General features: G+C 37.5%; 23 protein-coding genes. 7 read left to right on the top strand and 16 right to left on the bottom strand.

The genetic code is table 11. From position 1 onward, the window contains the following. Positions 1–16 precede the first annotated feature (16 nt). From ACFRAE_RS06780 to nuoH, 9 genes are all read right to left on the bottom strand, one after another. The gene (locus ACFRAE_RS06780; protein WP_422796372.1) at positions 17–1042 is read right to left on the bottom strand and encodes a glycosyltransferase family 9 protein; all 1026 of its coding nucleotides are present in this window, start codon (positions 1040–1042) and stop codon (positions 17–19) included. A gap of 4 nt (positions 1043–1046) precedes the next feature. Then, positions 1047–1652, bottom strand: coding sequence for a DUF4254 domain-containing protein (locus tag ACFRAE_RS06775; RefSeq protein WP_422796371.1), 606 nt, complete (start codon positions 1650–1652; stop codon positions 1047–1049). An 80-nt stretch (positions 1653–1732) separates the two neighbouring features. Continuing rightward, complete coding sequence (locus ACFRAE_RS06770; RefSeq protein WP_422796370.1) at positions 1733–3226, bottom strand: NADH-quinone oxidoreductase subunit N; 1494 nt, start codon at positions 3224–3226, stop codon at positions 1733–1735. 8 nt (positions 3227–3234) lie between these two features. Then, a complete protein-coding gene (locus ACFRAE_RS06765; protein ID WP_422796369.1) occupies positions 3235–4839 on the bottom strand; it encodes a complex I subunit 4 family protein in 1605 nt (534 codons plus the stop codon). A 1-nt stretch (position 4840) separates the two neighbouring features. Then, positions 4841–6844, bottom strand: a complete 2004-nt coding sequence (gene nuoL / locus ACFRAE_RS06760) for an NADH-quinone oxidoreductase subunit L (RefSeq protein ID WP_422796368.1) — start codon at positions 6842–6844, stop codon at positions 4841–4843. Then, complete coding sequence (gene nuoK, locus ACFRAE_RS06755; RefSeq protein WP_422796367.1) at positions 6844–7149, bottom strand: NADH-quinone oxidoreductase subunit NuoK; 306 nt, start codon at positions 7147–7149, stop codon at positions 6844–6846. Before nuoK ends, nuoL begins: the two co-directional genes overlap by 1 nt. Further along, on the bottom strand, positions 7146–7688 hold the full coding sequence (locus ACFRAE_RS06750) for an NADH-quinone oxidoreductase subunit J (RefSeq protein ID WP_422796366.1): 543 nt from the start codon (positions 7686–7688) through the stop codon (positions 7146–7148). Before ACFRAE_RS06750 ends, nuoK begins: the two co-directional genes overlap by 4 nt. After that, positions 7688–8251, bottom strand: a complete 564-nt coding sequence (locus ACFRAE_RS06745; protein ID WP_422796365.1) for a 4Fe-4S binding protein — start codon at positions 8249–8251, stop codon at positions 7688–7690. Before ACFRAE_RS06745 ends, ACFRAE_RS06750 begins: the two co-directional genes overlap by 1 nt. A 1-nt stretch (position 8252) precedes the next feature. Next, positions 8253–9326, bottom strand: a complete 1074-nt coding sequence (nuoH, locus tag ACFRAE_RS06740) for an NADH-quinone oxidoreductase subunit NuoH (protein WP_422796364.1) — start codon at positions 9324–9326, stop codon at positions 8253–8255. A gap of 242 nt (positions 9327–9568) precedes the next feature. On the opposite strand from nuoH, the gene ACFRAE_RS06735 reads away from it, so the two are divergent. Further along, the gene (locus ACFRAE_RS06735; protein WP_422796363.1) at positions 9569–10354 is read left to right on the top strand and encodes an META domain-containing protein; all 786 of its coding nucleotides are present in this window, start codon (positions 9569–9571) and stop codon (positions 10352–10354) included. A 223-nt stretch (positions 10355–10577) separates the two neighbouring features. Here ACFRAE_RS06735 and ispG read toward each other — a convergent pair whose 3' ends face one another. Both ispG and ACFRAE_RS06725 read right to left on the bottom strand, forming a co-directional pair. After that, complete coding sequence (ispG, locus tag ACFRAE_RS06730; RefSeq protein ID WP_422796362.1) at positions 10578–12575, bottom strand: (E)-4-hydroxy-3-methylbut-2-enyl-diphosphate synthase; 1998 nt, start codon at positions 12573–12575, stop codon at positions 10578–10580. A gap of 29 nt (positions 12576–12604) precedes the next feature. After that, entirely contained in the window at positions 12605–13516 is a 912-nt protein-coding gene (locus ACFRAE_RS06725; protein WP_422796361.1) for a LiaI-LiaF-like domain-containing protein, read from the bottom strand. A 209-nt stretch (positions 13517–13725) separates the two neighbouring features. Here ACFRAE_RS06725 and ACFRAE_RS06720 point away from each other — a divergent pair, with 209 nt between their 5' ends. Genes ACFRAE_RS06720 through ACFRAE_RS06710 form a run of 3 tightly spaced genes read left to right on the top strand, consistent with a single transcriptional unit; the run spans position 13726 to position 16181 of the window. Then, entirely contained in the window at positions 13726–14460 is a 735-nt protein-coding gene (locus ACFRAE_RS06720) for an MlaE family ABC transporter permease (protein ID WP_422796360.1), read from the top strand. Between the two features lie 6 nt (positions 14461–14466). Beyond that, the gene (locus tag ACFRAE_RS06715; RefSeq protein ID WP_422796359.1) at positions 14467–15225 is read left to right on the top strand and encodes an ABC transporter ATP-binding protein; all 759 of its coding nucleotides are present in this window, start codon (positions 14467–14469) and stop codon (positions 15223–15225) included. Positions 15226–15278: 53 nt separating this feature from the next. Beyond that, positions 15279–16181 (top strand): class I SAM-dependent methyltransferase, encoded by a 903-nt coding sequence (locus tag ACFRAE_RS06710; RefSeq protein ID WP_422796358.1) that lies wholly within the window; start codon positions 15279–15281, stop codon positions 16179–16181. Positions 16182–16372: 191 nt separating this feature from the next. Here ACFRAE_RS06710 and ACFRAE_RS06705 read toward each other — a convergent pair whose 3' ends face one another. Continuing rightward, the gene (locus ACFRAE_RS06705) at positions 16373–18154 is read right to left on the bottom strand and encodes a hypothetical protein (protein WP_422796357.1); all 1782 of its coding nucleotides are present in this window, start codon (positions 18152–18154) and stop codon (positions 16373–16375) included. 295 nt (positions 18155–18449) lie between these two features. On the opposite strand from ACFRAE_RS06705, the gene ACFRAE_RS06700 reads away from it, so the two are divergent. Together ACFRAE_RS06700 and ACFRAE_RS06695 are read left to right on the top strand one after the other, a co-directional pair. Beyond that, positions 18450–18605 (top strand): DUF6268 family outer membrane beta-barrel protein, encoded by a 156-nt coding sequence (locus ACFRAE_RS06700; protein WP_422796401.1) that lies wholly within the window; start codon positions 18450–18452, stop codon positions 18603–18605. Positions 18606–18630: 25 nt separating this feature from the next. Further along, on the top strand, positions 18631–18960 hold the full coding sequence (locus tag ACFRAE_RS06695; protein ID WP_422796356.1) for a DUF4288 domain-containing protein: 330 nt from the start codon (positions 18631–18633) through the stop codon (positions 18958–18960). Between the two features lie 106 nt (positions 18961–19066). On the opposite strand, the gene purU is transcribed toward ACFRAE_RS06695, so the two are convergent. The 4 genes from purU to ACFRAE_RS06675 form a co-directional block, all read right to left on the bottom strand. Beyond that, the gene (purU, locus tag ACFRAE_RS06690) at positions 19067–19909 is read right to left on the bottom strand and encodes a formyltetrahydrofolate deformylase (protein ID WP_422796355.1); all 843 of its coding nucleotides are present in this window, start codon (positions 19907–19909) and stop codon (positions 19067–19069) included. 56 nt (positions 19910–19965) lie between these two features. Further along, a complete protein-coding gene (locus tag ACFRAE_RS06685) occupies positions 19966–21819 on the bottom strand; it encodes a DNA topoisomerase IV subunit B (protein WP_422796354.1) in 1854 nt (617 codons plus the stop codon). Between the two features lie 430 nt (positions 21820–22249). After that, on the bottom strand, positions 22250–22909 hold the full coding sequence (locus tag ACFRAE_RS06680) for a hypothetical protein (protein ID WP_422796353.1): 660 nt from the start codon (positions 22907–22909) through the stop codon (positions 22250–22252). A gap of 23 nt (positions 22910–22932) precedes the next feature. After that, positions 22933–23274: a LytR/AlgR family response regulator transcription factor gene (locus tag ACFRAE_RS06675; RefSeq protein WP_422796352.1), complete on the bottom strand. Its 342-nt coding sequence runs from the start codon at positions 23272–23274 to the stop codon at positions 22933–22935. A gap of 269 nt (positions 23275–23543) precedes the next feature. On the opposite strand from ACFRAE_RS06675, the gene ACFRAE_RS06670 reads away from it, so the two are divergent. After that, the gene (locus tag ACFRAE_RS06670) at positions 23544–24863 is read left to right on the top strand and encodes a hypothetical protein (protein WP_422796351.1); all 1320 of its coding nucleotides are present in this window, start codon (positions 23544–23546) and stop codon (positions 24861–24863) included. Positions 24864–24874 lie beyond the last annotated feature (11 nt).

The raw sequence follows: 24874 nt of genomic DNA, 5'->3' as shown, positions 1-24874 counted from the left end.
TAATGTGAACGAATACCTATTTATTCTCCGAAATAACTAGTTTCAATTTATCGATCACCATAGCGGAACTAATAAGGTCTATAGCTTCAATATCGCCACAAGGACAGGGTTTATTGCCATAAACAGAATTCGGTCGGTTAGGATGATCTACTTGGATACAGTCTTCAATTTGTTGGCCATAACCTAAAAACCCCGCATATGGATGTGTTGCTCCCCAAAGGGATATGCTTCGGGTTCCAACAAGGGAGGCCATATGCATCCCTGCACTATCCATACTAATCATTACATCTAAATGGGAAATAATATCCAATTCTTCTTTTAGGGAATATTGGCCAACCACAGAAGTGACATTTGGAAATGAGGCTGCCCACTGCTCGCAGATTTGTTTTTCTTTGTCTCCACCTCCAAATAGAATTACTTCAACTTGTTGTAAGGAAAGAAATTGAAGGACTTCTTCCATTTTGTGTAGGGGAAATATTTTATAGCTATGCTGTGCAAAAGGGGAAATCCCAATTTTCAATCGTTGATTTGCAACGATTTGCTGCATCCCTTGTGAGATGAGTCTAAATTCTTTGTGCAATTGATGGTCTAGCTTTACTGGAATTCCTAAAGACCTAAACACATCGGCATAACGCTCTGTAGTAGCTTTTAGGGGTTTTAGGATTTTGTTTTCCTGCCTGGTTAATGCGTTCTTCGCTGCTCTTCCTTTATCTAATACCTGAGTTTTAATTCCGGCGAGCTTAAAGAGTACATCTAGAAATCTAGATCTTAAATTATTATGTAAATCTGCTACAGCATCTGGCTGATACTTTTTAAGTTCCTTAAATAGGCTGAATAGCCCAAAAATGCCTTGATGCCTGCCTTTAGGTTCAATGGCATGAAATCGAAGCCTTGGAATCTGGTCAAAGAAAGATTTGAAGAATGGTCTTGAAACGAGGATAATTTCCAAATCTTCCTGTTGATTTTGTAAGGTTTTCAATACGGATGCAACCATAGCCACATCGCCCATTGCTGAAAAACGCGTTACAATAATACGTTTCATGGATTTATTTTTGAGATCCGTAAAGTACAGGATTTAAATTGGGGTCATTATACATTTTCATTTGCTTATAAACTTTCATGTACTTTTGACCGGATTGGATATCCCTTAATAATTCATCGATACTTTGAGATAAGTCTGTACGTTGTTCTAAAAGAACTTGTAACTTTTCTTGACAGACAGTCCGATGTTCATCAGAAACTTCAGCCCGTAAAGTTTCTTGTTCCATATGGTAAATTTTAAGCGCTAAAATCGATAATCTGTCAATAGCCCATGCGGGACTTTCAGAATTTATTTTTGCGAATTCGGATACCTTAACATCCTTAAATAGCTGTAGGTAATAGCTGTCAATATATTCAACAGTATCGGTACGCACTTGATTTTGTTTATCAATTCTTCTTTTCCAATATAAACCATCTTTCGGGTCGATATTGGGATTTCGTACCACGTCTTCCATATGCCATTGGGCGGTATCTATCCAGCATTTAAGATATAATAAATGTGCTAAGCTTGCTTGGTCATACGGATTATTAATCTCATGATCAATTTCATCGAAAATATGGTAATCGGAGATTACTTGCTGAAAAATATGGTTTGCAGTAGTACTAATCATATACAAATATAATTATTAAAGGTAGCTTCGTATTAGTAATTATTAAATAGTAGCTTAAATTGAAATCAATTTAGTTTTGTTTAACTTATTAAATGAAGAAGTAAGGAAGGGAATATTCCGATGATTAAAATTCCTAAAGTCAATAGGATGACTATCGCATAGGTCGTAGAAAATGAAAGAGAAGTTATCGTTCGTTCTTTTTCGGCATTTCTAAGAAAAGCATATAATGGAATTTTAAAGTAATAGAATAAGGATATCACCGACGTTAATGCTCCGACTATCAGTAACCATAAGAAGTTGGAGTCTTGGCTGTTTTGAAATAAATCAAAGATACTGCTGAAGACAAGAAGTTTTCCTACAAAACCCGCGGTAGGAGGAAGCCCGATTAATGCGATTCCGACAAATGAAAAACAACTAAATAATACGGGGAATTTTTTTCCTAAACCAGCATAATCCTTCAGGTTCGTACTATTTATTTGTCGTTCTATCAGCATAATAAATCCAAAGCTTGCTAAATTCATCAAGGTATAAACGACTAAGTAAAACAGGAGCATCTGTTGCTGCCCGCTCGAATAGGAAATGATTGCCATCATTAAGAAACCTGTATGGCCAATGGATGAATAGGCCATCATACGCTTAATTTCTGTTTGTCTTAGTGCGATTAGATTTCCTACGAGCATGGTCACTATGGCGACGAAACTGATAAACAAAAAGCTGAGGTCGCTGAAGTAGAATTGAGTAGAAATCCATGCTTCGGCTAACCGTGCAAATAAAGCTACGGCAGCGATTTTAGGGATTGTGGATAGGAAAGCTGTTATCGGAGTAGGAGCGCCTTCATATACATCTGGAGTCCACAAATGGAATGGAACAAAGCTTAATTTGAAACCTATTCCTGTGAAAACAAAAAGTAAAGCAATACTACACATGACTTCTGGAGCATCGATTAATCCTTGAATATGGCGCTGACTTGCGAAGTCGAGATTGCCAGTAAAGCCGTAGATCAATGATAAACCATAAAGCATAACCGCTGCACAGACAGAGCCAAAAAGGGCATACTTCATGGCCGCTTCTGTTTGCTTTTTGTCCGCAGCAAAGTAACCAACCATGATATAGGAACAAATGGACACCATCTCTAAGGCGATGAATGCTAATAACCAATTGCTAGTTAAGCAAAGCGTATTCATACCAATACAGGCTGCAATAAGCATTGCGTATAAATCACCTACTCGTTTGTTATTGGGCTTATGCTGTACATCATGATGGATATAGACGCAGCTAATGAGGATCCCGATTAAGATTAAGGCTCTAGCGAAGAAGCTTAAGGGATCTAATGTTAACATGCCAAAAAATCCGATGGTATAATATTGATACTGTGTGCCTAAAACGATCAATCCAGCAATGAACGTTAGTATGCTGACGATGAATGAACTGTTTTTCCATCGCTTATCCAAAAACAAGGATGCTCCAATAGTTAATAAAAACCCTAAAGCGAGTACCAACTCAACGAAAAATAAATGGATAGAACCAATTATTTGATTGAGATGATCGGTTATATAGTACACAAAATCATTCATACAATTCCTTAAAAATAAGGGTTTAATAAGTTAAGTAAACTTAATACCGATGGGTTTAAGGTATCAAAAACTAAAGAGGGTACAATACCCAAAAGTAACGCTAAGGCTAAAGTTGGGAACAATATGATTTGTTCACGAACAGTTAAATCTTGTAGAGAAGATGCCCAATTTTCACCACCTTTTAGTCTAGTTTGACCGAAAAACATGCGTTGCAATGTCCACAAGAAATAGGCAGCACTTAATAATATACCAATTGATCCACATATGGCCATCCAACGAGGAATTCCAGTGCCTATACTTTCTGCATTGAATGCACCGATGATAACAAAAGCCTCACCAATGAAGGCCGAGAACCCTGGTAAACCTAAGGAGGCAAAAAATGCAATGGCAACATAAGCGGTAAACTTCGGCATAATGCTAGCTAGTCCTCTGAAATGATAGATGTATCGATCATGTACACGATCGTAAATGACGCCTACTAAAAAGAATAAGGCCGCAGATAAGAAACCATGACTTAACATTTGAAAAACGGCGCCAGAAATTCCTTCTGCCGTGGAGGATGCAATACCCAACAGGACAAATCCCATATGAGATACAGAGGAATAGGCGATCAATCTTTTCAAGTCAGTTTGTGCTATCGCATTTAATGCGCCATACAATATGGAAATAATACCGATTAATCCTAACCACCAATTGGTCTCGGCAAATACATCTGGAAAAATACTTATGCATACTCGAATGATGCCATAGCCACCAATTTTTAAGAGTATACCTGCCAAAATAATGGATACCGGTGTCGGGGCTTCCACATGGGCATCTGGTAACCAGGTATGTAAAGGTACAATTGGGATTTTTATCGCAAAGGCAATAAACAACACCGCAAAACCAATTAAACGTGCAGAAATGCCGAAAATTTCATTCGGGTTATTGAGGAATTCAAAGATGGTTCCTGGGATATAATTCGCAGGATTCATCATGTGCAACATATTAAACGTATGCGCTCCTGTTTCTGGATTTTGTACGGAGAAATATAAACCAACAATGACTAATAGCATGAAAACAGAGCCAAATAGGGTATATAGGAAGAATTTTATCGCTGCATATTCTCTTCGTGCGCCTCCCCATATTCCGATTAAGAAATATAAGGGTAACAGCATCACTTCATAAAACACGTAGAACAAAAAGAAATCCAAGGCACAAAATATTCCCATTACCGCAGTATTCAGAATCATGAGTAAGGAGAAATATCCTTTTTTACTTTTTTCCATATTCCAAGATGCAGCAACCGCCATCAACATCACCAATGAACTTAATAATAACAGGGGTAATGAAAAACCGTCTACTCCAAGGAAATAGTCAATTTCCAAATTACCTAAACTGCCTAAATTCATGCGAATCCATGGCAATTGTTCGACATACTGGTAATTCGCTACATCTGACATCAATCCTGATGAACCATTGCCATTGAAATATAGGAATGCGGCAAGGCAGGTTTGAACAAGGCCAATAGCTAATGCGATATATTTAAAGCTTTGTTCATACAGCTTTGGTAGCAGCAGTATGATTACAGTTGCTAGTAATGGTAAAAATATAAGTAAGGATAATAGTCCCATCTTAAGTTAATATCAAATAAATAATTCCAATTAATAAAATGGTAAATGCAAAACCCAAGTAGTTTTGTAGTCTACCGTTTTGAATCCATCGCAATAGATGACCTATATAATACGTGGAATTTCCAATAAAATTCACAAATCCATCCACGATATATCGATCTATCCAGTCGCTAAGTTTTCCTAGGCCTCGAATAAAAGTACCCATAAAATTTACGATACCATCTACAATATGCCGATCAAACCAAAAGAGGCCATGGCTTATGCTCAGGGTATTATTGACAAACAAGCGTTGGTAAGATTCATTGAAATAGCCTTGATGAAATGATAGGCTCATCAAGAAGTTATTTCCTTGTAAAGGGTACTGTTGTTTTACATACCATTTCCATCCAATCAACCAGGCGATTAAACTAGTCATCGTTAAGCCTATTGGTAATAGCATATGAAGAACAGCTATTTCTTGCGCTGCATGTGTTACAGGAAAGCCAAGCATGATAAAAGCCTGTTGGTAGGTTATAGGATTAAAGCTAAATACGATAAATAGGGAACAGGTTGCCAAGAAAATCATAGGGATTAACATCACTCGATTTGCTTCATGTAAATTAGTTGTTGAAACCTGAACCTTGAATTCCCCAAAAAACACTTTAAATATCAATCTGCCAATGTAAAATGCCGTTAGTATACTTACCAATATTAAGGTGCAAGGAATAATTAGGTATAAAGAACCCTGTTCCATTGCCCATTCAAAGGAATAGATTAAGATGGCGTCTTTGGACAGAAAACCTGAAGTTAAAGGGAAGCCAGCTAATGCTAATGAGGCGATAGTCATACACGCAAAGGTCTTAGGCATCCATTTTTTCAATCCACCCATTTGATTGATGTCTTGAGGGTCAATATCAAGTCCTTCGGCAGCCTTTAAATGAGCCATTTCATGAATTACGGCACCAGCGCCTAAGAAAAGTAAACATTTGAAGAAAGCATGCGTCACCAAATGAAACATAGCAGCATCCCATGCGCCTACGCCAATAGCGACCATCATAAATCCCAATTGCGAAATGGTAGAGAAGGCTAGTATTTTTTTAATATCTTTCTGTGTTAATGCAAAGAAAGCTGCAATAAATGCGGTGATACATCCGATGATGGCAATGAGTAGCAATACCGTTTCATTAAATAAAGGGAATACAGTACTTAATAAAAAGACCCCTGCAGCGACCATAGTTGCAGCATGGATCAAAGAGGAAACTGCTGTAGGACCTTCCATTGCGTCAGGCAACCATACATGCAGTGGGAATTGTGCCGATTTAGCCATTGCCCCAATGAAAAAACAAATACCGGCAAAGGTTGTTAAACCACCTTGATTAGTTAAGTTCGTATAAATTAATCCACCTTCGGAGAATAAACGATCAATATTTAAAGTACCAAAAAGACTATAGATACTTGCAATACCGAGAAGAAAACCTAGATCACCAATACGATTGATAATAAATGCCTTTTTATTCGCTTGCACAGCAGCGTCTTTAGTGAACCAAAATCCTATTAATAAATAAGAAGCAAATCCGACTAGCTCCCAAAAGATATACATCATCAAGAGGTTGTTGGAAATCGTTAATCCCAACATAGCAAAGCAAAACAGGCTTAAATACATCCAATAACGATGTATACCTGGATCACCTTTCATATAGGCTTTTGAATAAATATGAACAGGTAATGCAATAATACAGACTATGAATTGCATTAATGCAGTTAGGTTATTGAGGAGAATACCGATCTGAAAACTTTGAGTACCAATAGTAAACCAAGTCATATCTTCTTGAACGATCTTTTCTTGCCAAATAGCTGGAAATACGACAAAGGCACTTAGCATGGTGCTCAGTACAATAGCAACTAGCGAGATATTTCCTGAAACCGCACGTTTTCCCAATAGCGCTTGTAAGATAAAGGCTAACAAAGGAAGCATGACAATAATGATGCTTAGCGAACCGATCGTTATACTTGCAAAATCTCCCATTAGTCGCGCAAATCTGTTGTTTGTTCAGGATTAATTGTTTGGTGTTTACGGTACAGATTTAAAATAATTGCTAATCCAACAGCGACCGAAGCAGCTGCGAGAACAATAGCAAATAATGCAAACACTTGCCCCCCATAATTGATCTTATCGTATTTACCAAATGCGACTAAGTTTAAGATAGCGGCATTAATAATAAATTCAATACCTATCAATATCATAATGGCATTTCGTTTGGCTAGAACAGCATATAAACCTATGCTAAATAAAGCAGCTGATACCAGCAGGAAATGAGTTAAGGTAATCACGAATGATCCTCCTTTCTGGATAGGTGTGCTGCACCAATTAATGCCGCTAAAAGAAAGAGGGAAATCACTTCAAATGGAAGTAAATACTTCGTCATGAATTTAATCCCTAATTCCTCAATATTATTATCTGAAGGGCCAATTACAGCACCTTTATGTATATTTTCTGTAATCCACCTAGGCGTATGTTCTTGCCATTCGAAGATGCCATAGCTCATTACGACTAGAAAGCCAATAGCAACAAGTAAGGATTGCCAATTGGGAAGTGAGAGAAACTTTTTAGAGGTATTTTGTAAATCTTCCAGCAATTGTTTGTTGGAAAGCATAAAGGCAAATATCATTAATATCAGCACCCCGCCCACGTAGACTAATATTTGAGTAATGGCTATAAAATCTGCAAAGGCAAAGATAAATAAGCCTGCCATGGCAAATAGCACCACAAAAAACAGAAATAAGGATCGCGCCGTATTTTTCAAACTCACCACCAAGATTGCAGAAGTGAGTACAATGAAAGCGAATATATAGAAAATGATGAGCTCCATTATTGTTTTTTAGCAGCCTCCTTCGCTGCTTGATGTGTGGTCCATTCTTTTTTTCTAAGTTCTATTTCCTCCGCTGTCATATCTGCAAAGGTATACGTAAGATCAGCCAGGTTGAATGAGCTGCGGTCATATTGGTCAGTCATGGTGATACATTCTGTCGGACAAACCACCGTACATAGTCCGCAATACATGCATTTAGCCATATCGATATCGAACTGTGCGGCATATAGTCTTTTCACACTACCATCGGAAGTTTTTCCTATGGCCTCTGGAGATTTTATAGCTTCTATGGCGATGCAATCTACAGGACAAGCTTTTGCACATAAATCGCAAACAATGCAATCATCTATTTCCACATCCAATTGGTACCGTGCGACTTCAGGAATAGGCATTTTTTCTTTAGGAAATTGAACGGTGGTAATACCTCCTTGGTCTTGAAAGTAATCATCATTTTTAATATCCAATTCCTTCCGAACCTTACGCGCAGCAAATAAGTGAGCTATCGTTAATGAAAGCCCTTTAACCGCAGTTACTAGTCCTTGTATGGTCGTTTTTACTATCACGTTATACCATCACCATTAATCTCCAAATCCCTGAGATTGCCATACAAACAAAGGCTAAAGGGATAAGGATTTTCCAACATAAAGTCATTAATTGATCCGCGCGGAAACGTGGCAATGTCCAACGAATCCATATTTGAATTGCTACGATGAGCAAAGATTTAAATAAAGTCCAAGCGATGCCCCAATATAAACCAGTGGTCCAATCGGCTAAGCGCAAAGAACCAATATTCGGAAGAATGGTATTCCAACCACCTAAGAATATAACGACGCCCAACATGGCCACAAGAAACATCATCGCATATTCAGCAAGAAAAATAAAGGCAAATCGTATACCTCCATATTCTGTATGGAAGCCACCTATTAATTCACTTTCTGCTTCTGGGATATCAAATGGAGCACGATTACATTCTGCTAAAGAGGCTATAAAAAATATAACATAGCTGACAATGAGGTGGGGAGCTTGGAATATATTCCAAGCGAATAGGCCTCCGATATCAGTAACATTCCAAAAACCAAGAAAATAGATAGGCTCAGGTGATAATACACCCTGGCTATAGGCAATTTCATTTAGGTTCAATGTTTGAGAAATCATTACGGCAGCAATCAGCGAGAGACCTACCGGTAATTCATAGGAAACCATTTGTGCAATTGCTCGAATAGAGCCTAATAAAGAATATTTATTATTCGATCCCCAGCCGGCCATTAATATACCGATTGCATCAATGGACACTACGGCCATAATGAAAAACAAACCGGTATGCGTATTTGCTGGTACAAAATCTGCAGCCCAAGGGACTACGGAAAAACCAATAAATACTGCGGTAAAAATGAGGACAGGTGCTACAGCAAATAGTATTTTATCTGCAGCAGCTGGATTGATTAGTTCTTTTTGAAGTAATTTAAGAATATCCGCAAAGGTTTGTAATAATCCAAATTTCCCGGTCTCCATAGGTCCTAAACGGTCTTGTACGAAACCAGCAATTTTACGCTCCGCATAGACTGCAAACAGCGTAAACAAAGCAATAAAACTGAATATTGCCAAAGGAACTAAAATATAGATAAAATAGGAATCCAATCTCTTTTAGAATAATTCTTAATTAGCTACAAACATAAACAAAACAGCGCAAATTCGATAGAGATTTTGCAAAATATACCAAATTAGTAGATTATCTCTTTTATGCAGGAAAAATTAGAAATAATTATTCCAAATATTAGCATAGTTTTTGCCCTATGCCTGTCGATTTACATGATTTGAGTAGCGAATCTGCTTTAATCATCGTATTCCTAATAGATTAATTTTATCATAAAGAAAAATATATGAAACAAATCATGAATAGTTTACTGGTCTTATCAATCGTTTTATTTTCTCAATGTGCTAGCAAGAAGCAAGTTAGCCCCGATGAAAGTGTTGATATTGCAGCGGTGACTGGCAAGAAATGGCAGGTTATTGAATTAGCAGGAAAGCAAATCTCTGGAACAATCAATGGGAAAATGCCATTCCTTCAATTTTTAGAAGAGGAAGCGCGCTATACAGCAACTGGCGGTTGCAATACCATGAATGGGGAATTTAAATTTGGCAGGAACAATCAAATTACTTTCACTCGTGGCATTTCTACAATGATGGCCTGTGATGATATGGAATCCGATCAAGCATTAGCATCAGTATTTCAGAATAGCACCAATTACCGCTTGGAAGGAGAAATCCTTGTCCTAAGTAAAGGTAAAAATGGAAAGGCTTTAGCTAAGTTTAAAGAAGTGCCTAATGAAACATCGTTAAGTGGTACTTGGGAATTAGATTATATAGCCGGATCTGAAAAGCCATTTAATGAATTATTCCCGAATAAAAAGCCAACTTTAGTGTTTGATCTAAGCAACAATAAAGTGACTGGTAACTCGGGGTGTAATCAACTTAATGGTCAAGTTGAACTACAAGGAAGAAGAATTAAGTTTAATACGTTAGCAACAACTAGAATGGCCTGCCCAACTGATGGTGAACCATTGTTTTTACAAACGCTAGAAAAAGTAAATATCCATAGCGAATACGAAAATACATTGACTCTCATCATTGGGGATATTGCAGTAATGAGGTTTAAGAAAGTCTAGCCCTTAAATTGGAGATATTAACTGTTAGGTAGGAGATAAGCGAGGTTAAGCATTAAATCTAAGACACTCGATTAAAAAGTTCAACGAAATACTTCTATTCAAGAACTCGTAGTTTAGTAACCCTTTTAGGGGGTTTTATACCGTATTGAATGTGGAACAGGGCTTAATTTTCCTACCTAACTTCTCAAATCTCTCATTTCAATTCACTTATTTCAATCAAGGTTTATTCTTCAATCCATAAACCATCAGACTTGATGATTTCTATCAATTCATCGAGTGCACGAGCAGAAGTAACATTACGTTTCACTACTTCTTTACTCCGATACAGTGTCACTTTATCAGGTCCAGCACCGACATATCCGTAATCGGCATCCGCCATCTCACCTGGACCATTCACAATACAACCCATGATCGCTATTTTCAATCCTTTTAAGTGATTGGTTCTACTGCGAATCATTTGCGTCGTTTCTTGGAGGTCGAATAAAGTTCTTCCACAACTAGGGCAGGAAATGTATTCTGTTTTTGATATTCGAGATCGTGTCGCTTGCAGTATACCGAAAGAAATAGAGGCTAGATTGGCGGTAGGCGTAGCCGATGAATCAAGCCATATGCCCGAACCTAAACCATCAATCAGTAAAGCACCAAAATCAGTAGCCGCATACAATTGAATCTTGGAGATGGGTTCTTCCGGACTCATGAAATCACCTACAGGCCCCGAAAACTCCGATGCAGGGTAAGATCTTTTGATAATTACTGGGCAATTGATACCGATCTCCTGTAGATTAGCGAAAAATTGTCGTTGATCTGCCATTCCGTGGATATGCGTCGTTTCAAGAATGAAAACGCAGGTTTTATTCCATAATAATTGCGCAAATTCTTCAGATAATAAATCCTCATTCTTCAAGTATATCAGGTTCATCGAACCGTCTTTTTCAGTTGCCTGATTGTATTCCGCTAAGGAATAAATCGGATGGATATTAGCCTTATTCGACAGGGTCAACCAGGTTTTGTAATTATACAATTGTTTTAAATTACCTGGCATGTTGAATGAAGGAAGTTCATCCCCTAAATACACAAAATCTACCGACTGATCACCCATATGATACTTATCCAATAGCGCGTCATATTTATAACCAACATCCGATAAGATAAAAGGATCTTTTAGGTTTTTTGAAGAGATATCAACAATAATTCGCGGAACTAAGGATCCTCCAATAAAAGCATTGACCTCTAGGGAGGTATAAGCTTCTGTTTTAGTCGGACTAGCGAGTTGAATGATTTCTCTAGTTGGTGTTTGAATGGCGTCTTTTGCTCGTTTACTATACCTATTCACTAAGGCAATGGCCACAGGAGCTTCCTTTTCAGGTTCTTCTGTTAGGGATACCCGAACGGTATCACCCAATCCATCTTCCAATAAAGTACCAATTCCTACGGCAGATTTAATACGGCCATCTTCACCATCTCCAGCTTCCGTAACGCCCAAGTGCAGGGGATAATTCATGTCCTCGGCCTGCATTTTTTCCACCAAAAGGCGGTAAGCTTGCACCATGACTTGAGGATTAGAAGATTTCATGGACACCACGAGATTGTAGTAATTTAAGTCTTCGCATATCCGCATAAACTCCAATGCAGATTCCACCATACCTTCTGGCGTATCACCATAACGACTCATGATGCGGTCGGATAATGAACCGTGATTGGTACCTATGCGCATGGCAGTGCCATATTCTTTACAGATAGCGACTAAGGGTGCAAATTTCTTGTAAATACGATCCAACTCACCTTGGTAAGCGGCATCGGTATAATCTATTTGATCAAATTTCTTTTTATCAGCGTAGTTTCCCGGATTCACACGAACCTTTTCTACGATTCTTGCGGCAACTTCTGCTGCATTGGGTGTAAAGTGAATATCGGCAACCAATGGAACTTGATAGCCTCGAAGACGGAGTTCTTTTTTAATATTGGCTAAGTTTTCTGCTTCTTTGATGCTTGGAGCAGTTATGCGTACATATTCACAACCTGCATCCACCATCTTAATCGTTTGTTCCACCGAACCTAAGGTATCCATGGTGTCGACGGTAGTCATACTCTGAATCCGAATCGGATGATGAGCACCCATAGGGATATCACCAATCGTTACTTCCCGAGTGAGATAGCGTTCATACGTTGTTTTTGAATTGCAATAGCCAGCTTGAAGCAGGTTTGATTTCTTAGTCTCCATATCAAGACAAAGTTAGCTATTTTCCCAGCTTAATAGCGTAAAATGCTTAATGAATTTGCAGCTCCTTCCACCACAATATGATATTTATGAGTTGCTAGATCATAATCCGTGGTTTTTCGAGCTTTATCTTCTACGACAGGTACATCTTCGAATTTATTGTTGGAAAATATAGTTTCTGTTTCGACTTTACAAGCTGCGCCTTTCGGTAGATATAATTTAATACTAGACGCGGCCGTATTTAATTCAATTTGACTTGTTTCTTGCGTAGGCGTAGGGAGGTAAATTGACAAATTTGTTGCGCCCGAATTAATAGATAAGGATCCAAGTTTTAATTTTTTAAAGTCTGCTTGAATGTTGGCTGCTCCTAAATTATATTCCAAATCCCATATTGGCTTATCGTTTAGATGAACGAAAAAAGTGTTATTATTATTGGATTTTGAAGATTTTACTTGAGTCGTCAATTCAACATGATTGCCTTGTTGGTCGCTGGACTTTAAATCAAGCGATGAGTTTTTAGAAGCTGTAGAGGCATCAATCAATAATTGCGATTCCACTTCACTGTCTATGATAAATTTTGCTGCTCCAGCATTCAATTCCATGCGTGCCGTTCCTTCCTCTTCGTTCAACGATTGGGTCACTCGATTATTAGCAATAAAAGATTCATTATCGTCGTTTGTTACATTAATGAAAGGGATTAAGCCATCATTCGAGGTAACACCTTTAAAGAAAATGAAACCGCATAACAACACATTGCTTAGGATGATTATAATTTTACTGTTTGGTCTATTTTGAAGTAATAAGGTTACACCTACAGAAATGAGCAATAATGGCCATAGATTGATTAGGCTATAAAAATTAAAATCGATGATACGGAAATTATGCAGAAGGAATACGATTCCAAAAAATACAAGCCAAATACCAGATGCTATTTTATTATTCATTGTTTTGTTCCTTTGTCTTCATCAAAACTACTACGATTATACAAATATATAAATGTAAAATAGGTTATCTCGTTTAATTATTCGGTAAATGAATTAGATTTGTCGGTAAAAAGAGTGGATTAGAATTGTTATCTTCAACAAATTCTTTAATTTGTACGTGCTGAATTTCGAAGGATTGGCTTTAATATTTTAAAATCAACAAAGGATATATGATTTTTTACTATATCGGTGAGTATATACTATTACTAAAGAAAGTTTTTCGAAAACCTGAAAAATGGAAAATTTATTGGAAAGAGGTGCTCCATGAAATGAGTGAGGTAGGCGTGGGCTCTTTAGGCTTAATTGTTATTATTTCCACCTTTATTGGTGCAGTAATGACCATGCAAATCGCTTTTCAGTTAGTGTCTGATTTGATCCCCTCCTCGGTAATTGGTCAAATCAATCGAGATTCTAATATTTTAGAACTTGGACCTACCATATCAGCCTTAGTTTTAATGGGAAAGGTCGGTTCGGCCATTTCCTCACAAATTGGTTCTATGCGCGTAACTGAACAGATTGATGCCTTAGAAATCATGGGGATTAATGCTGCAGGTTACCTCATTTTGCCTAAAGTCATTGCTGGGGTTATTATGGTTCCAGCATTAGTTACGGTAGCTATATTTTGTGCCTTGGTAGGTGGTCTTTTTGGAGGTGCCTTATCCGGAGCTGTAAGCATGGCCGATTATATCGATGGTATTCGCAGTGGCTTTAATGGTTTTACAGTTTCTGTTGCGATGGTTAAAGCGATGGTCTTCGGTTTTATTATTACAACAGTACCAGCATATAAAGGCTTTTATGTACGTGGTGGAGCTTTGGAAGTAGGTCAAGCTGGAACAAAGGCCGTGGTCATTGGATGTATTGCAATTTTAGTGTTTGACTACATTATAACTGCGTTAATGTTATAAAAGAATATGATTGAAGTAACAAATATTCATAAATCTTTTGGTGATAATTTAGTGCTCGATGGAATTGATGCCGAATTTGAACCTGGTAAAGTTAGTTTAATTATTGGCGGCTCGGGCTCGGGCAAAAGTACCTTGTTGAAATGTATTGTAGGGTTGCATCAACCCAATGAAGGGAAGGTGTATTTTGACAAGCAGGAATTTACCAAAATGTCTTTTGAAGAACGAGTACCTATTCGTAAAGAAATTGGCATGTTATTTCAAAACTCCGCTTTGTTTGATTCCATGACCGTAGAACAAAACATCATATTTACCTTAGATATGTTTACGGAAATGAGCAGAGCAGAAAAGATTGATCGCGCAAATTTTTGCCTAGAACGCGTTAATCTTGCTGGAAAGAACAAATTATATCCCGCAGAACTCTCTGGAGGAATGAAGAAAAGGGTGGGAATTGCACGTGCTATCAGCATGAGTCCTAAATATCTTTTTTGCGATGAACCTAATTCAGGCTTAGATCCTGCAACTTCTATATTAATTGATGAATTAATCCAAGATCTTACGCAAGAATATAATTCCACAACTGTGGTTGTTACGCATGATATGAATTCTGTGATGGGAATAGGGGAGTACATTTTATTTTTATATCAAGGTAAAAAGTATTGGGAAGGTTCCAATCAAGACATGCTTATGTCCGATAATAAGGAATTAAATGATTTCGTTTTTGCTAGTCCATTGATGAAAGCCGCTCGTGATACCATGAAACGATAATTCCCTTTAATCATAGTTTAGCTTAATTTGCTATCTTTGCACAAAAAAATACATTGAATAAGCAATCTCCTATACAACTTCTTACTCCTCAACACTGGAAAGATTATGAATTAATCGATTGTGGTGATTTTGAAAAACTTGAGCGTTTTGGTGAATTCATTCTCATACGCCCAGAACCACAAGCCGTGTGGCCTAAAACCTTAGGTGAAGCAGAATGGAATAAAAGGCATCATATAAAATTTAGAGGACGATCAGCAACTAGTGGTGATTGGGTTAAAAAGAATCCTAAAATGCCTGATCGTTGGCACATTCAATATAAAAACGAGGATGTAGCGATCAAATTTCGTTTGGCATTAACTTCCTTTAAACATGTAGGTATATTTCCAGAACAAGCCGTTAACTGGGATTATATTTCAGAAACGGTCAAAGCCTTTAAAACTCCGACACCTAAAGTGCTTAATTTGTTTGCCTATACTGGGGGAGCTTCACTCATTGCAAAAGCTGCAGGTGCTGATACAACCCATGTGGATTCTATTAAGCAAGTGGTAACTTGGGCTAACGAAAATCAAGAACTTTCTGGAATTTCTGACATCCGTTGGGTGGTGGAAGATGCTTTGAAATTTGTTAAAAGAGAGCTAAAACGAGGCAACACTTATCACGGCATAATATTAGATCCTCCAGCCTACGGTCATGGACCAAAAGGAGAAAAGTGGAAATTGGAAGATCATATTATGGAAATGATGCAGGATGTTGTTCAATTATTAGATCCAAAAGAACATTTCTTGATTTTAAACACCTACTCATTGGGCTTTTCATCCGTTATTGTTGAAAATCTAATAAAAACCTCCTTCCCAACAGTAGAAAATTTAGAGATAGGAGAATTATTTCTACAAGCTACTGCAGGTCCAAAATTACCATTAGGTGTGTTTGGAAAATTCAGAAAAATAAGCACCTAATTTTACAGGTAATATCAGAATATGGATACAATTAACAAACCCGAATACAACCATTATGTATTCGGGTTTTTGTTGTTGAAGATTAGCGCTTTATTTGGGTAAATTAGTTTGTAAAATCTTCAGATGTTCAAAAAGAGAAAGCAGCCGTTATAAAAACGGCCACCTCCCAATTCATAGGTAGGATATTAATTTTATATAATAAGTGGTTTGAGTTTTATTTCATAATCATTTAGTGATTCTAAAAAGGAATCTTTCGTATCAGTTAAGGTTTGCGAAATTTTATGGTGAAGATTTCGATAATAGCTAATTCCTTCTAAGAGTTGCTGATTAAACCGATTGATGTATTTTGTTTTTTTAAGATCCATATCCAGTACATTCGCTTGGATGTATTGGCTCAAGTATTGTACATAGAGTTCCAATTCATTGATAAACATGGACGGTCGCTCCACCCCCTGAAGTACATTGATTCGACCGTATATATGGTCAACCATTTCTTTTAAGGTATATTGTTGCTTAAAATAAACCGTATTTGGACCCGGGCAAATTGCCACAGCTTGACGTTCTTTCGGTTTTAAAAGGGAATATTTCAAATAGGCAGCACTGGCTAATCCTTCACATAAGCATTGTTTCTCTACCAATTGATCGTATTGTTTTTTAAACTCCTCATTGGGCAATTCAAGTTGCTCTAATTCCTTGATTTTATGAGCTTGATAAACGCGAGAGGCTGTACATACGGGCTCTTCGGTGTAGGTTTTATCGCTGACTAAGTATTTTTTACTGCATGGATAACCTGGTCTACCTTGGGCAATTCGTTTTAAGCGATCTTGTTCTCCGGTACTTCGCTTGAAATTATGAAAAGGAACACCTAAGGGCGAGGCGTTTGATAAATAAAAATCCTCTTTTGTTGCATGAATTAACTGATTTAAGGTATTATCATCTACCGTAGTAGCTTCTGGGACCAATAGAAAAGGGCTACCCCAACCAACAGCATCGACTTCATACTGCGATAATAAGAATTGATGCTCTGCTGCTGTGCCAACCCCACCTTGTACCGTGATTAAAACTTGTGGAGCTTCATGTAAAAACAGGTTTTTTTCGGCTAATTTCTCTTGATAAATTGCAAACACATCTGCAATAAGTGAGGGTTTGTTTTTTGAAAATTCATCGAGAATCGGGCCTAATAAAAAGCCCTCTGTGGCAAACGCGTGACCTCCACAATTAAGACCCGATTCGATGCGGAATTCGGAAACCCAAATTCCTCTTTTGGCTAAGTATTTCGCTTGGATTAATGCGGAACGATAGTCCGAGACTTTTAAGGTAATTTTTTTGCTAAATTGACCTGAAGCGTTTGGTAAAAATATGGCAAGATCGCCTAGGTAAGCATACAGTTGAGGATTCATTCCTGCTGAAAGAACCACCGAAGAGGATAGTTTACTGTTTGCAAATCCCCTGATGGCCGCACTAGCATCGGAATAGGTAGCATCTAGCGCTTCACCATTTTTGCTATAATTGATTTTATCCACTTTAGACATGATATTTACATCAATATTGCCCCTATCAAATGCCTGCCGGATCTCTTCCGCTAAGGTTAACCTTTCTGCTTCACTTTCTGAATCCATCCATGCGGAAAACTTTTGTGTAAGTGGATGCTCATTGGCTAATAAGCCGATATATTGTTGAACCGATTTATTCGTTGACCAATCGCTGTATTTAAGTTCTTTCATCTGCTCTTCCACGATATCATGTACGAGATCCAAATAGGCTGTTATACGTTTTGCCCGAGCATCTTCCTCATGTTTAGGGATTGCTTGGTACAATTGCTGGTACAGTTTACTGTAATAAGCACGCATGCGTTCCAATAGATCATCATCCACTAAGGAAATCACGGAAGATATACCATATTGGGCTACCTTGATTGCGGTATCTATGGAAAATGCTAGGCCTAAAACAGGAATATGAAAAGAATGCGTCATGAATTAATATTTTCGATGACGCAAGTAAAGAATAATGTATAATTAAAAAAGTAACAACAGGACTTAGCTTAAAGTGATTGTGGTCACTAATTGATTGCTATTTTTGTGAAATTTGCCCATTGAAATATTTAGCTCTGAATTTTTTACTGAAAGGATTTCTAAGCATAGGACCATATATCTGATGAATGATATTATGCAATAGAAGTTTCAGGATACTCAATCCAGCAATTCAATTTGCGACTAAAATCAAGAACCTCTAAAATTAAAGTAAGATAATTGAACTGCTAACTATCATATTGGGAAATTTGATATAGGACCTTCGATTGGATTTACAGCTTTGAGAACATTTGCCTATGGTGAAAAAGAAAGAAGCAAAATGTTTAGTAAAATTCCTTATCACGGTATGAAACCCAAATTTGCTGTAAGTATTGGAGTTAAATACACTCCATAATTGTTATAAAATTAAACAATAGGTTATGAACTACTATTCTTGTAAATTAATTTTTCAATTAACGACTGGAATGGGTCTTCATACTGAGCAATTTGATGAACAACAAGTCCTCCTCTTGTCCAGTGATAAAATTTCTGCATTCAATAAAGCCAAAAAACATGCTTATGATAAAGAATTTCAATTCAAAAATGGGGAAAGTGAATGGGTAAGATGGACTTTTTTAGGAGTAATAGAGATTCGTCAAATTTATATGTTTGATTTGGAAGAATGGACTTCCAATATTATGGAAGATAATCAAGTTCTTAATTTTATTCGTTTAGTAGAACTTAGAGAAAAAGTCTTGAAGGAAAGTTAAAGTAAAGCACTAGGAAATTTAACTTCGATCACTCATCATTAGCATTAAATTCACACCCTAAAAAACAATAATTTAATTAGGGTGTGCGTATTATTTTGTATTCAGTTTACTTAAAAACGATTGTTCTATTGCCATGTAACATCACCCGATCTTCCGTTAAGAGTTGAATAGCTTTGCTCAATACGGCTTTTTCTATTTCCTTCCCTGCTTTCCGCATGAGCGGAACATTATAACTATGGTCTATTGATTTTATGTTTTGAACGATTATTGGTCCTTCATCCAAATCATTTGTCACATAATGTGCGGTAGCTCCAATGATTTTTACACCACGGTCGTAGGCTTGTTGGTAAGGGTTTGCACCAATAAAAGCAGGTAAGAATGAATGGTGTATATTGATCAATTTGCCGTTGAATTTAGAAACAAAGCTTGGCGATAGGATGCGCATAAATTTCGCTAAAATGATGTAATCCGCTTGATAATGAGCGACAACTTCGGCAAGTTCATTTTCAAATTCAGCTTTTGTTTTTTCCTCATGCGAAATGCAGTGAAATGGTATGTTGAATTTTTTAGTAAAGTCCTCTAGGTCCGGGTAATTCCCAACCACGGCAAGTACTTCAGCTTCCATTGTTTTGAAACTATGGCGTACCAATATATCCGCTAAACAATGATGCTCCTTAGTGACTAAGATGACTAAACGTTTATTGCGAGAAGGATTGATCGTTAAATGTGTATTTGCTGGAAGTCTAGACAAAAGATCCTGTTCGAGCAAAGACTGATCTTTCAAATCACCAGTACAGACAACACGAACAAAGAATTTTTGATCGGTTTCCTCCACAAATTCCCGCATCGTGATGATGTTTAGTTGATGATGTGCTAACACATTTGAAATTAAAGCAACAAGGCCTACAGCGTCTTGGCACTGTATTAAGATCAGCGTTTGATTGTTCATTTTGGTTTAGGTTGTAACATAGGGAATATGGACTAAACCATATTCCCATTATTTTTTTATACAGCTTCTTTAGTCAATTGATCTTCTGTATCTAATTCGACACGTAGATTATTAACAATATGATATTGTCTATCGGGGGTATTTTTCCCCATATAATACTCGAGTAACTGAGGTAATTTATTGTCTTTGGATAAAATAACCGGTTCTAAGCGAATATTTTCACCGATGAATAAGCCAAACTCGGAAGGTGAAATTTCACCCAAGCCTTTAAATCGGGTTATTTCTGGTTTATTCCCCAATTTTAGAATGGCCTGCTGACGTTCTTCATCCGAATAGCAATAGATAGTTTCCTTTTTATTGCGCACACGGAATAATGGGGTTTGCAAAATGGAGACATGACCAGCCTTCACCAGATCAGGGAAAAACTGTAAGAAGAAGGTCATCATCAGTAATCGAATGTGCATACCATCCACATCGGCATCGGTAGCGATCACAATGTTATTGTATCGCAAGCCTTCAATCCCATCTTCAATATTTAAGGCATGTTGCAGTAGATTGAATTCCTCGTTTTCATAGACAATCTTTTTAGTTAGGCCATAACAATTCAACGGTTTACCTTTTAAACTGAATACTCCTTGGGTTTGTACATCCCTGGATTTAGTGATGGAGCCACTGGCAGAATCTCCCTCGGTAATAAATAGGGTCGTCTCCAAATATCGCTCATGCTTATCTGTAAAGTGAATCTTACAATCCCTTAATTTTCGATTATGTAAGGATGCTTTTTTGGCACGTTCATTCGCTAACTTTTTAATTCCAGCGATATCCTTACGTTCCCGTTCCGATTGAAGGATTCGTTTTTGTAAAGCTTCTGCTGTTGCAGGATTTTTGTGCAAATAATCATCTAAAGCCTTTTTGAGAAAATCATTGATAAAGGTCCGCACCGTTGGACCATCTGGTCCTATGGATTGAGAGCCTAATTTTGTTTTCGTTTGCGATTCAAAGACCGGTTCTTGAACTTTGATGGCAATTGCTCCAATGATCGATGCACGAACATCAGCAGCATCAAATTCTTTTTTGTAGAATTCCCGAATGGTTTTTACCAATGCTTCCCGGAATGCGGCCTGATGAGTTCCACCCTGGGTCGTATGTTGGCCATTGACAAAGGAGTAATATTCTTCCCCATATTGTTGGCCATGGGTCATCGCAATTTCAATATCCTCTCCACGTAAATGGATGATTGGATAGCGCATGCTTTCTGTATCCACATTCCGCTCCAATAAATCCTTCAACCCATTTTCGGAAATGAATTTTTGTCCATTAAAATTGATCGTCAAACCTGAATTTAGAAAAACATAATTCCAAATCATGTTTTCTACAAATTCACTGCGATACTTATAGTTCCGAAAAATACTATCGTCCGGATAAAAAGTTACGGAAGTACCATTGCGTTGGGTGGTCTCTTTTTGTTCGTCGGATACTAACTCGCCTTTGCTGAATTGCGCAATACGGGTAATATTTTGACGATAGGATTGTACTGTAAATTGATTGGATAATGCATTTACCGCTTTGGTACCCACTCCATTTAATCCTACCGATTTTTGAAAGGCTTTACTGTCGTACTTTCCACCGGTATTAATTTTAGAAACAACATCGACTACGGATCCGATCGGAATGCCCCGCCCATAGTCACGAACGGTAACGCGATTTTCATTTACAGTAATATCAACGATTTTTCCAGCCCCCATCACAAATTCATCAATGGAATTATCCACAACCTCTTTCAAAAGGACGTATATTCCATCATCATAAGCAGATCCATCGCCCAACTTTCCAATGTACATACCTGGCCTTAGGCGGATATGTTCCTTCCAGTCGAGGGATCGGATACTATCTTCATTATATGCTGTCATATTTTCTTTGCTTTCGTTGAACCTTCGCAAAAATATAAAAAAGAAAATCGATTTTTACACAACACTTTTGCACATATCGTGGAATTCAATTATTTATACTAAACGATGGCAAGATTTTAATCCCTTCGCGACCAAATAACTCTGTTCCTTCGCTTGGTATTTCCGAATACAGCGGCAAAAAAACAGTTCAAGATTCTCGCCTAATTTACCCCCATAATTTGCTCGGTAATAAACCATTTTTTAGACTATAAATACACTTCTCCTACGGATCTCCTTCGGAACTCACTCGGAAATTCATTGGATATTTTACGGAATTTTCCGATAAAGTTCCATAGCAGATCCAAAGCATAAACGCTTTTAAATGGAACCTAAGATCTGCTTGAGGCCATGTTTTGAAATTGATATAGAATAAATAAGAAAACAGGAACTTCTAAAAATTACGATCTACGAGTTGGATCGTGATTGGGCTATAAAAGAGTTTATTAGCTACCCACTCGAATCCATTTCCTTCTACTTTTACCAGTCCATACCGCATACTGATGTAATAATCTAAGTAAAATCGAAGATGAGAAGATGCGGACTGCCTGATTTTTATGACATCATGATAGACGTTTTTGCCTAAATGGATGCTACTGTTTTTTTCTAACAGGATATAACTCAACACGCCACTGAGAAATTCACCTTCCTTAATTTCAGGCCCTGGCAATCGATATTCCCAGTATTCTCCTGGCTGTTTGTCGATTTGAATAAGGTCATAATGTGTATGGTAGCCTGGGCCTAGGCTGTTCATGGAAAAGGAATGCTGATCAGCATACCAATGGGATGTTATTGCTGGGAATTGGAATATTGGGTCAAAATTTTGTTCGATTTTGTAATGATTATTTTTACGTTCCATGATTCGGTAGGTTCCTACGTACACACGATTAGCTATTCGAAATTGATATTTCCATGCATTTCCTTCGCGCATAAAAGAAAAAGTTTCTTTGCGCTCTGCTGGGTTTTGAACCCTTTCCTGCTTTTTAGTACAGGAAATTATTACACTAAGGATGATGATGCGTGTAATAAAGAAGTTGAATTTGAAAATTTTCATCTTTTCAATACTTGAACAAAAATTCAAGCGATTAATTTTTTAATGATTTCTACATAGGTTTTTCCCACAGGTATAGGGTTTCCATTCAATAGGTTTAAATAAATTTTCCCATTCATTCTTTTTAAGGTTTGGACGTGAATCATATTCACAATAAAGGACCGATGTATCCGAACGAATTTTGTGGGGTCAAGTATATTTTCTAATTCAGTGATTCCTAAGGCACTCAAATGTTCTCCTTGCTGTGTATATATGATGGTATAATCTCGTGCCGCCCGGATAAATTGAATTTCTAAAAGGATAATCTTTTTATGTTGCAAACCTTCTTTTAAAAACATGAATAAGGGATACATCTGGTTATTACTCATTGCGTGTGAAAGTTTAGTGAGCTGCAATTTTTAACAAGTATTAGATTCAAAAATATGGTATATCAGGTTTTTAAATTAGCGTAATAAGCCTTAAACTAGGAATTAGGTGTTTCTACGGAAGTAGAATAAGGGGCTGAATGTACTGCATCAAGATTTACCATCTAGGTTATTGGTCAGCTGAATTATACTGTTTGTCGAAAAATAAAGCATTTGGTGGAGTTTAGGCTGAAAGTTTAATTGGAGAATCCGAATTTCAACCTAAAATAATTATGAAATCACGTAACTTTTATTTGATCTATTTGCTAATCGCTATCCTTTTAGTTCGTTGTAAGGGTGAATCATCAGATACACCAAGCCCTAATAATCCGGATTTAATAATAGGACATGCAGATAAAAAACCCATTGGAAACAGTATTGCACAACCTGTGTCTAAGGCTATCACCGTAGCTGGAGGTGTTATTAGTCATGCTGGGGTAGAGGTCCAAGTTCCAGAAGGCGCAATCAAGCAAACGACAAACTTTAGTTTGCAGCCAATTGAAAATACCTTAAATCCAAAATCGGGTAATCAAGCTGTTCGTATTCTACCAGAAAACATAGATTTTGAAAAACCTGTGCTCGTGCAGTTTGATATTCCTGAAACACAGCGTTTTTCTATATCTGGAAAAATGATTGCATACCAAGATAAAAATCAAATTTGGAATGCAGTGCCTACCAGTATTGTTGGTGATAAATTGCAGATTCAGACCAAACATTTTAGTGATTGGGTGCTACTTGATCGATACACCTTATTTGTGGAGAAAACAAATGTGGAAAAAGGAGAGCAGATTCGACTTAGTCTGCAAGAACAAGTCTTGGCAGCGCTCGTACCGAGCGATGGTGTAAGCGATCTACCTTTAGGTAGTTATGATGAAATTGGGCTGTGGACTAAGGATGTAAAGATTAGCCAATGGAAAATCGTCAAAGGGCCAGGAGAATTAATTCCAAAAGTGAATTCGGCCATGCTGATGGGGGATGCGATCTATCAAGCCCCAGCAGTGATCAATAAGCCAACTGAAGTAAATATACAGGTTGAAGTGGAGAGTCTTTCCTCGGAAATCAGTGACCCGAAAGTGCCTTCTAAAAAACGGAAAATTGGCAAGCTTTTCCTTTATGTGCAATTATGGTTAATTCCAGATACCTATGTACGATTAAATGTAGGTAACCAAATGATCCATTTTGATCCTCCCCACCATATTATCATCATGCAAGGAAAAATCACAATACGGGCAGGCAATCCAAAAGGAGAAAATGTCTCCTTGGTTTATCATGGTACGCAAGCAGGATCTTATGATGGAGGCTATGAGGCTGGAGAATCTATATTTATTTGGATGCAACCCAAAACTGGACCTGGCCTACCATATTCAATGATTAATGGGTATACCCGCTGTTCAAATTTTGAACCCTTATATGCGGGTCAATCGCAGATCAAATTTGATGGTCAACAGGGGGAGGGCAGTTTCAAGGGGCCTGTATACTATACGGAGCAAGCCTGCGGATTTACAGCTCAAAAAGACGTTGAACTCAGCTTTAGAGGAATAACAATACGATAATACAAGATGTA

Source organism: Sphingobacterium sp. HJSM2_6 (assembly GCF_049316305.1).
Classification (GTDB): Bacteria; Bacteroidota; Bacteroidia; order Sphingobacteriales; family Sphingobacteriaceae; genus Sphingobacterium.
This window is presented reverse-complemented; position numbering and strand designations above follow the sequence as displayed.

What these genes read in the sequence shown, in the direction of transcription:
- nuoL (WP_422796368.1), bottom strand. Translation starts at nt 6,844, where the DNA reads ATGGGAGATTTTGCAAGTATAACGATCGGTTCGCTAAGCATCATTATT.
- ACFRAE_RS06715 (WP_422796359.1), top strand. Translation starts at nt 14,467, where the DNA reads ATGATTGAAGTAACAAATATTCATAAATCTTTTGGTGATAATTTAGTG.
- ACFRAE_RS06670 (WP_422796351.1), top strand. Translation starts at nt 23,544, where the DNA reads ATGAAATCACGTAACTTTTATTTGATCTATTTGCTAATCGCTATCCTT.
- ACFRAE_RS06725 (WP_422796361.1), bottom strand. Translation starts at nt 13,516, where the DNA reads ATGAATAATAAAATAGCATCTGGTATTTGGCTTGTATTTTTTGGAATC.
- ACFRAE_RS06680 (WP_422796353.1), bottom strand. Translation starts at nt 22,909, where the DNA reads ATGAAAATTTTCAAATTCAACTTCTTTATTACACGCATCATCATCCTT.
- purU (WP_422796355.1), bottom strand. Translation starts at nt 19,909, where the DNA reads ATGAACAATCAAACGCTGATCTTAATACAGTGCCAAGACGCTGTAGGC.
- ACFRAE_RS06705 (WP_422796357.1), bottom strand. Translation starts at nt 18,154, where the DNA reads ATGACGCATTCTTTTCATATTCCTGTTTTAGGCCTAGCATTTTCCATA.
- ACFRAE_RS06765 (WP_422796369.1), bottom strand. Translation starts at nt 4,839, where the DNA reads ATGGGACTATTATCCTTACTTATATTTTTACCATTACTAGCAACTGTA.
- ACFRAE_RS06685 (WP_422796354.1), bottom strand. Translation starts at nt 21,819, where the DNA reads ATGACAGCATATAATGAAGATAGTATCCGATCCCTCGACTGGAAGGAA.
- ACFRAE_RS06780 (WP_422796372.1), bottom strand. Translation starts at nt 1,042, where the DNA reads ATGAAACGTATTATTGTAACGCGTTTTTCAGCAATGGGCGATGTGGCT.
- ACFRAE_RS06770 (WP_422796370.1), bottom strand. Translation starts at nt 3,226, where the DNA reads ATGAATGATTTTGTGTACTATATAACCGATCATCTCAATCAAATAATT.
- ACFRAE_RS06695 (WP_422796356.1), top strand. Translation starts at nt 18,631, where the DNA reads ATGAACTACTATTCTTGTAAATTAATTTTTCAATTAACGACTGGAATG.
- ACFRAE_RS06675 (WP_422796352.1), bottom strand. Translation starts at nt 23,274, where the DNA reads ATGAGTAATAACCAGATGTATCCCTTATTCATGTTTTTAAAAGAAGGT.
- ACFRAE_RS06720 (WP_422796360.1), top strand. Translation starts at nt 13,726, where the DNA reads ATGATTTTTTACTATATCGGTGAGTATATACTATTACTAAAGAAAGTT.
- ACFRAE_RS06775 (WP_422796371.1), bottom strand. Translation starts at nt 1,652, where the DNA reads ATGATTAGTACTACTGCAAACCATATTTTTCAGCAAGTAATCTCCGAT.
- ACFRAE_RS06735 (WP_422796363.1), top strand. Translation starts at nt 9,569, where the DNA reads ATGAAACAAATCATGAATAGTTTACTGGTCTTATCAATCGTTTTATTT.
- ACFRAE_RS06750 (WP_422796366.1), bottom strand. Translation starts at nt 7,688, where the DNA reads ATGGAGCTCATCATTTTCTATATATTCGCTTTCATTGTACTCACTTCT.
- ispG (WP_422796362.1), bottom strand. Translation starts at nt 12,575, where the DNA reads ATGGAGACTAAGAAATCAAACCTGCTTCAAGCTGGCTATTGCAATTCA.